The following is a 6,740-nucleotide window of genomic DNA, read 5'->3' as shown; positions in this document are numbered from 1 at the left end:
ACTGAAGTAGCCAAGATCCGGCACATCGACCAGCTTGTAGTCGATCACCGGCGGCCGCTGCACCCGACCGTCGGTCATCACGGCGCCCGCCTCGGTGGAGCCATAACCATCGGACAGGTGAAGGTCCAGCAGTGTTTCGACGAAGGTCTTCATCTCGTCTGAGATCGGCGCCGACCCGGTCATTGCCGAAACGAACCGTCCGCCGAGAAGATTTTGGCGGAGGTCGGCGAGAACGTCCGCTTCGACCGCCCAGCGGTCCGCACCGTCGGCCGCGCGCTTGTCGACCTCGCTCTGGTAGTGCTGGTAGATCATGTCCCAAATCCGCGGAACGAAGCTCAGCTGGGTCGGGCGGACCAACGCCAGATCCTCGAAGAACGTCGAAAGATCGCTTCTGGCAACGAAATACCCGGTGCCGCCCGCGCCGAGGGTGGCATACAGGATGCCGCGGCCCATCATGTGGCTCATCGGCATGAAGTTCAGGGTGATCGACGGTGTTGCGCCCTTGTTGCCCCATGCCGCCGTGCTGGACCGGCGCCACGCGGTCTTGACCGCGCTGGTGAGGTACATCGCCCCCTTGGGAGTGCCGGTGCTGCCGGAGGTGTAGATGAGCAACGCCAAACTGTCCTGCTCGCCGGAGTCGAAAGCCGGTGGTGACGACAGCCCTTGGCCGCGGGTTATCAGGTCGGCCAAAGTCTCGACGACAACCGGTGTTTCGGCGAGCCGAGCGGTCGCTACTTCGAGCGCCTCCCGGTGGTCGTCGGATTCGGCGTGGTAGTCGAACACCACCAGTCGCTCCGGCAGATGACCGGTCAGCATGACTTCGACGGCGTCTTCGAGGAAATCGACACTCGACGCGATCGCCACCGGTTCGGTCTCGGCCGCGATGGGCCGCAGTTGGGTCACCGGCGCACTGGTCTGAAGCGGCACTGAGACGGCGCCGAGATGCAGCAACGCCATGTCGATGGTGGTGTAGTCGATGCTCGTGAACCCGAGGATCGCGACGCGGTCACCCGGTTGAACCGGGCTGTGCGTCAGCGCGGCAGCGACAGCATCAACGCGGTCGGACAACTCGCGATAGGTGATGGTGTCGAAGCGGGGGAGCAGCGACACCGAGGTGCGACCCGTCGCGGGGTCGGTGACGAACTCGACGGCGCGCTGGCCCAGCGCGGGGCGGTCCGCGTAGCCGTCGAGCACGGCCCGAACTATCTGCGGCAGCGGCAGATCGGCTGCTTCGATCGCGTGGGCGACGGACTCGCTCGGTCGGGCATCGGCGAACTGCTGGTCAGTGGCATACAAATCGGCGATGCGGCTCTCGAGCCGCTCCTCCTGGGTAATAGTCGACATCAGTAATCCTCAGCAAATCGCAGGAAGTGTTGGCGCAACGCCGCGCCTAGAGGAAGATACGTTAGCGGAGCTAACATTATTCCGCCGTCGGCTGTCAGTTCGCTGTGAAAGCTGTGATAGCTGTCACCGGATGGCGGGAGGGCTCCGCATTGGCGGGTTATTGACGGTTATGCAGGCTTGGCCGGGGGTACTCGCGCGAGAAGAACTTAGGAGGAGAGCCATGACTGACACGCGTGTTCGGCCCCGTGGCGGACGGATGACCATGCCGCGCAGCCGCGGTGCGATGAGCGGTTTCCTGTTGATCTTGTTGGGTGCCTGGGGTGCGCTCATTCCGTTCGTCGGGCCCTATTTCAACTTCGCATTCGCACCGGATCAGGAGTGGTTCTGGACGACGCAACGCGGGTGGCTGGAAGTCCTACCCGGTGTTGTGACGGCTCTCGGCGGTCTGCTGTTGCTGGTCTCGGGCAATCGCGCAACGGCGATGTTGGGTGGTTGGCTGACCGTGCTCGCCGGCGCGTGGTTTGTCGTTGGCCGCGCGCTGGCCGGGCCACTGGGCATCGGCGAAGTCGGCGCTCCGGTGGCGAATACCGAAACCAAGCGGGTCTGGCTCGAGCTGACCTTTTTCTACGGCCTCGGGGCGCTGATCATCTTCTTGGGTGCGCTTGCATTGGGGCGGTTGTCGGTTCGCAGCGCGCGGGATATCGCGTATGCGCAGCGCGACGTTGCCGCGTATGACGAACGACCGGTTGCCAATTACAGCGACGCCGCTGCGGTCCAGCCTGCGCCGTCTGACGAGGTGACGCAGATCCAGCCGACAGGCACCGCCACGGCCGAACGGCCACGGACGGCCACGGCCGAACGGCCGCGCCGCGGATGGCGTGACATGTTTTCCGGTGGGCGCCGGCGACCGGTCCATCACTAGTCGCCTGAAACAGGATTCCCGGTCGTAACTTCCCCTGATAAGCGACCGGGAATTCTGTTTCTTCGCACAGCTTCCTGGGCCTGCTGCACCCGCGAAGTCAGTCCGACCTTGTTGTAGACGTGGCGCAGATATGACTGCACTGTGCGAGGGGACACGAAAAGCCTTGCGGCGATGTCCTTGTTCGCTAGCCCTTCACCGACCAGACGCACGACGTCGAGTTCGGTGGGCGTGAGTGAATCCCATCCACTCGACGGCCGTTTGCGCTCACCTCGCCCGCGCAGCGCATAGGCGACCGCTTCACGCCGAAGAAAAGGGACACTTTGCGTCTGTCCGCGCGAACGAGGTCACCCCGTGTAGGCCATGACGTGCTTGATGCGGGTGTAGTCCTCGAACCCGTAGGCCGACAGGTCCTTACCGTGCCCGGACGACTTGAAGCCGCCGTGCGGCATCTCGGCCACCAACGGAATATGTGTGTTGATCCAGACGCAGCCGAAGTCCAGCGCGGCCGAAACCCGAAGTGCGCGTGACACATCGCGTGTCCACACCGACGACGCCAACCCGTACTCCGTGCCGTTGGCCCACTGGATCGCCTCCTCCTCGTCGGAGAACGACTGCACCGTGATAACCGGGCCGAAGATCTCGTTCTGGATCAGCCGGTCGTCCTGACGCAGCCCGCCGATCACCGTCGGCTCGACGTAGAAACCCTCGTCGCCCTGGCGTTGTCCACCGACGGCGACCTTGGCGTGCGACGGCACCTCGCCCAGGAAGCTCAGCACCCGCTGAAGCTGATTGGCGTTGTTCACCGGGGGCACCCAGGCGTCTTCGTCGTCTGCCGGCTTGCCGTATGTCGTCGTCGCGTTGCTTGCCTGCTCGGCAAGCGCATCGGTGAGGTCGGACGCCACCGACGCCCGCGCCAGCACGCGGGTGGCCGCCGTGCAGTCCTGGCCCGCGTTGAAGTAGCCTGCGGTCGCGATCCCCTCAGCGGCAGTGGCGATATCGCTGTCGTCGAACACGATGACCGGCGCCTTGCCGCCGAGTTCCAAATGCGTGCGCTTCAGATTGCCGCCCGCGCTGACCGCAACCGCGCGGCCTGCGGCCACCGAACCGGTGATCGACACCATCTCCGGTGTCGGATGGGCGACCACCGCCGCTCCCGTATTCCGGTCGCCGCAAACGACATTCAGCACGCCCGGCGGGAAGTGCCGCGCCGCGATCTCGGCGAGCATCACCGTGCTGACCGGCGTGGTGTCGCTGGGCTTGATGACGACGGTGTTGCCCGCCGCCACAGCGGGGACGAACTTCCAGATCGCCATCATCATCGGGTAGTTCCACGGCGCCACCTGGCCGACCACGCCGACCGGTTCACGGCGGATCCACGACGTGTGGTTCTCCATGTACTCGCCTGCCGACTTGCCCTCCAACATCCGCGCCGCACCCGCGAAGAACCGGATCTGGTCGACCATCGGCGGGATCTCTTCGGCCATGGTGACGTGGTTGGGCTTGCCGGTGTTGCGGCCCTCGGCCTCGACGAGAGCCTGCGCGTTCTTCTCGACGTCGTCGGCGAAGTCCAGCAGCGCCTTCTGCCGGTGAGACGGTGTGGTGCGCTTCCAGTCGGCGAACGCCTTCGACGCCGCGGCGTAGGCGTTGTCGATGTCGGCCTCGTTGGAAATCGGCGCGGTGGCGTATTCCTCACCGGTGGTCGGGTCGACCAGTGGCATCGTCGCGCCGCTCACGGAGTCGACGAGTTCGCCGCCGATGAAATTCTGAACCTTGGTCATTGCAACTCCTGTCTTTCAGAGGTCGGCCAAGACGAGGGCGAGGACGTCGAGGCCTTCGTTGAGCAATTCGTCGCTGATGGTCAGCGGCGGTAGGAAACGCAGCACGTTGCCGAATGTGCCGCAGGACAACACGATTACGCCGGCGGTGTGGCAGCCGACGCACAGCTTCATGGTCAGCTCCGGGTCGGGATCCAGCGTGCCTGGCTTGACCAACTCCATGGCGATCATCGCGCCGCGGCCGCGCACGTCGCCGATGCGGTCGTTCTCGGCCTGCAGGCGACCCAACCGGTCTTTCATCAGGGCCTCGATCTCGCGTGCGCGCTCGACCAGGCCGTCGGACTCGATGGTCTCGATGGTGGCCAGCGCCGCCGCACACGCGACTGGGTTGCCGCCGTAGGTGCCGCCCAGACCGCTGACGTGGGGTGCGTCCATGATTTCTGCGCGACCGGTGACCGCCGACAGCGGCATGCCGTCGGCGATGCCCTTGGCGGTGCAGATCAGGTCGGGTTCGATGCCTTCGTGTTCGCAGGCGAACATGGCGCCGGTGCGGGCGAACCCGGTCTGCACCTCGTCGGCGATGAACACCACGTCGTTCTTGCGGCACCAGTCCAGCAGCGCGGGCAGGAAACCGTCTGCGGGGACGATGAATCCGCCCTCACCCTGGATCGGTTCGATGATCACTGCGGCCAGATTGTCTGCACCGACCTGCTTTTCGATGACCGAGATCGCCCGCTTGGCCGCCAACTCGCCGTCGGTGGCGAGCTCCTTGCCGTACTCCGCGTCGCGGAACGGGTAGGAGAGCGGCGCCCGGTAGATCTCTGGCGCGAACGGGCCGAAGCCGTGCTTGTACGGCATGGACTTGGCGGTCAGCGCCATCGTCAGGTTGGTGCGGCCGTGGTAGGCGTGGTCGAAGGAGACCACCGCCTGCTTGCGCGTGTAGGTCCTGGCGATCTTGATCGCGTTCTCGACGGCTTCCGACCCGGAGTTGAACAACGCCGACCGCTTCTCGCCGCCGCCGGGGGTCAGTCGGTTGAGGTGTTCGGCCACCGCGACGTAACCCTCGTACGGAGTGATCATGAAGCAGGTGTGCGTGAAGTTGGCGACCTGCTCGGCCACGGCCTGGACCACCCGCGGCGACGAGTTGCCGATCGTGGTGACGGCGATGCCGGAGCCCAGGTCGATCAACCGGTTGCCGTCGACGTCCTCGACGATGCCGCCGAACGCTCTGGCCGCGTAGACCGGCATCGTGTTGCCGATGCCGCGCGACACCGCGGCGCCCTTTCGTTCGATCAGCTGCTGTGATCGGGGTCCGGGAATCGAGGTGGCGAGGTAGCGGCTTTGCTCGAGACTGCTCAATGGAAGCTCCTGAATACGGTTGGATTCGACGAATGCCGCGTCGCCGTCTGAGCCTAGTCGCATGACGCACCGATCCGTCGAAAACTGGGTCATCTGAAACCGGAACCATCGGTCTGGCGTGCCAAACGCAACGGATTCCGTTGCCTTGGCGTTGGCTGGGCGTGGCGAGCGGTGGGGGGTTCGGTCTGCGCCGCCGGCAATGGCACACTGGTCAAAGACGAGGCCCCTGACCTGCGGTCCGGGCGCCGTGATGCAAAACCGACACGAAAGACAATTGCCGCCATGGGCGAACTGACCCTCTTCCTGCCCCTATTCATCATCTTGGGCGCGTTCATGTTCTTCGCGTCGCGGCGCCAGAAGAAGGCGATGCAGGCCACCATCGACCTGCACAATTCGCTGAAGATCGGCGATCGCGTGCACACCACCTCCGGCCTGCAGGGCACGATCACCGGAATCACCGACGACAACGTCGACCTGGAAATCGCGCCGGGCGTCGTCACCACCTGGATGAAGCTGGCGGTGCGCGACCGCATCGCCGACGACATCGACGACAGCGACGCCACTGACAGCACCGATCTCGACTACGAGGCCCGCGAATCGAGCGCCACCGAGATCACCGAGAGCCCGAACACGAAGACTGACGGCTGAAGACTCAGCGCAAGCACGTACCCTTTGCGGTGCTGACGAACTGATCTCGAAGGAGACCCTGACAACGTGGCATCGTCTTCGGCGCCGGTGCACCCTGCCCGCTACCTAGGGCTTTTCTTGGTGTTGCTCATCGGTGCCTACCTATTGGTCTTCCTCACCGGCGACAAACAGGCCAAACCCAAGCTCGGAATCGATCTGCAGGGCGGCACCCGCGTCACGCTGACCGCACGCACCCCGGACGGCTCGCCTCCCACCCGCGACGCGCTCAACCAGGCGCAGCAGATCATCAGCGCGCGCGTCAACGGTCTCGGCGTGTCCGGGTCCGAGGTCATCATCGACGGCTCCAACCTGGTGATCACGGTGCCGGGCAACGACAGCAGCGAAGCCCGCAACCTGGGCCAGACCGCACGGCTGTACATCCGTCCCGTCATCCACGTGATCCCGGCGCAGGGTAAGGCTCCGCAGCCTCCGACGGAGGCGCCACCGGGCGCGCCGCCCCCAGGGGCGCCTGCCCCAGGTGCACCCGGATTGCCGGGTGGCATCCCTCCGATCGCGCCCGCCGAACCGGGTGCCCCCGTATCACCGCCCTCCCCGGCCGAGCAGGCCCCGGCGCCCCCCCCCCCCCCGCCGCCCCCACCCGCCGAGCCGGCACCGCAGCCGCGTCCTTATCCGCAGGCCCCGCCGCCCACGCC

At 65.6% G+C, this 6,740-nt stretch carries 5 protein-coding genes and 2 pseudogenes; 3 read left to right on the top strand and 4 right to left on the bottom strand.

Annotated elements, in window-relative coordinates; translation table 11 throughout:
- On the bottom strand, nucleotides 1-1,344 hold a 1,344-nt coding region (locus tag A5724_RS12220; protein WP_156752247.1), incomplete at its 3' end, for an AMP-binding protein.
- 220 nt (nucleotides 1,345-1,564) lie between these two features.
- Here A5724_RS12220 and A5724_RS12215 point away from each other — a divergent pair.
- Nucleotides 1,565-2,266, top strand: coding sequence for a hypothetical protein (locus tag A5724_RS12215; protein WP_067801447.1), 702 nt, complete (start codon nucleotides 1,565-1,567; stop codon nucleotides 2,264-2,266).
- On the opposite strand, the pseudogene A5724_RS33010 reads toward A5724_RS12215, so the two are convergent.
- The 3 genes and pseudogenes from A5724_RS33010 to gabT form a co-directional block, all read right to left on the bottom strand.
- Nucleotides 2,263-2,565: pseudogene (locus tag A5724_RS33010) on the bottom strand (response regulator transcription factor); the annotation flags it as partial. The gene A5724_RS12215 and the pseudogene A5724_RS33010 sit on opposite strands and share 4 nt — an antisense overlap.
- A 45-nt stretch (nucleotides 2,566-2,610) precedes the next feature.
- Entirely contained in the window at nucleotides 2,611-4,044 is a 1,434-nt protein-coding gene (locus A5724_RS12210; protein ID WP_067801444.1) for a gamma-aminobutyraldehyde dehydrogenase, read from the bottom strand.
- A 15-nt stretch (nucleotides 4,045-4,059) separates the two neighbouring features.
- Nucleotides 4,060-5,400: a 4-aminobutyrate--2-oxoglutarate transaminase gene (gene gabT / locus A5724_RS12205; RefSeq protein WP_067801450.1), complete on the bottom strand. Its 1,341-nt coding sequence runs from the start codon at nucleotides 5,398-5,400 to the stop codon at nucleotides 4,060-4,062.
- Nucleotides 5,401-5,682: 282 nt separating this feature from the next.
- Here gabT and yajC point away from each other — a divergent pair, with 282 nt between their 5' ends.
- Nucleotides 5,683-6,048: a preprotein translocase subunit YajC gene (gene yajC / locus A5724_RS12200; protein ID WP_067801440.1), complete on the top strand. Its 366-nt coding sequence runs from the start codon at nucleotides 5,683-5,685 to the stop codon at nucleotides 6,046-6,048.
- A 66-nt stretch (nucleotides 6,049-6,114) separates the two neighbouring features.
- Nucleotides 6,115-6,740: pseudogene (locus A5724_RS12195) on the top strand (protein translocase subunit SecD); the annotation flags it as partial.

The organism is Mycobacterium sp. ACS1612, from assembly GCF_001667505.1.
Classification (GTDB): domain Bacteria; phylum Actinomycetota; class Actinomycetes; order Mycobacteriales; family Mycobacteriaceae; genus Mycobacterium.
The sequence above is the reverse complement of the archived record's forward strand: the minus strand, read 5'-3'. Positions and strand labels throughout refer to the sequence as shown.

What these genes read in the sequence shown, in the direction of transcription:
- yajC (WP_067801440.1), top strand. Translation starts at nt 5,683, where the DNA reads ATGGGCGAACTGACCCTCTTCCTGCCCCTATTCATCATCTTGGGCGCG.
- A5724_RS12215 (WP_067801447.1), top strand. Translation starts at nt 1,565, where the DNA reads ATGACTGACACGCGTGTTCGGCCCCGTGGCGGACGGATGACCATGCCG.
- A5724_RS12210 (WP_067801444.1), bottom strand. Translation starts at nt 4,044, where the DNA reads ATGACCAAGGTTCAGAATTTCATCGGCGGCGAACTCGTCGACTCCGTG.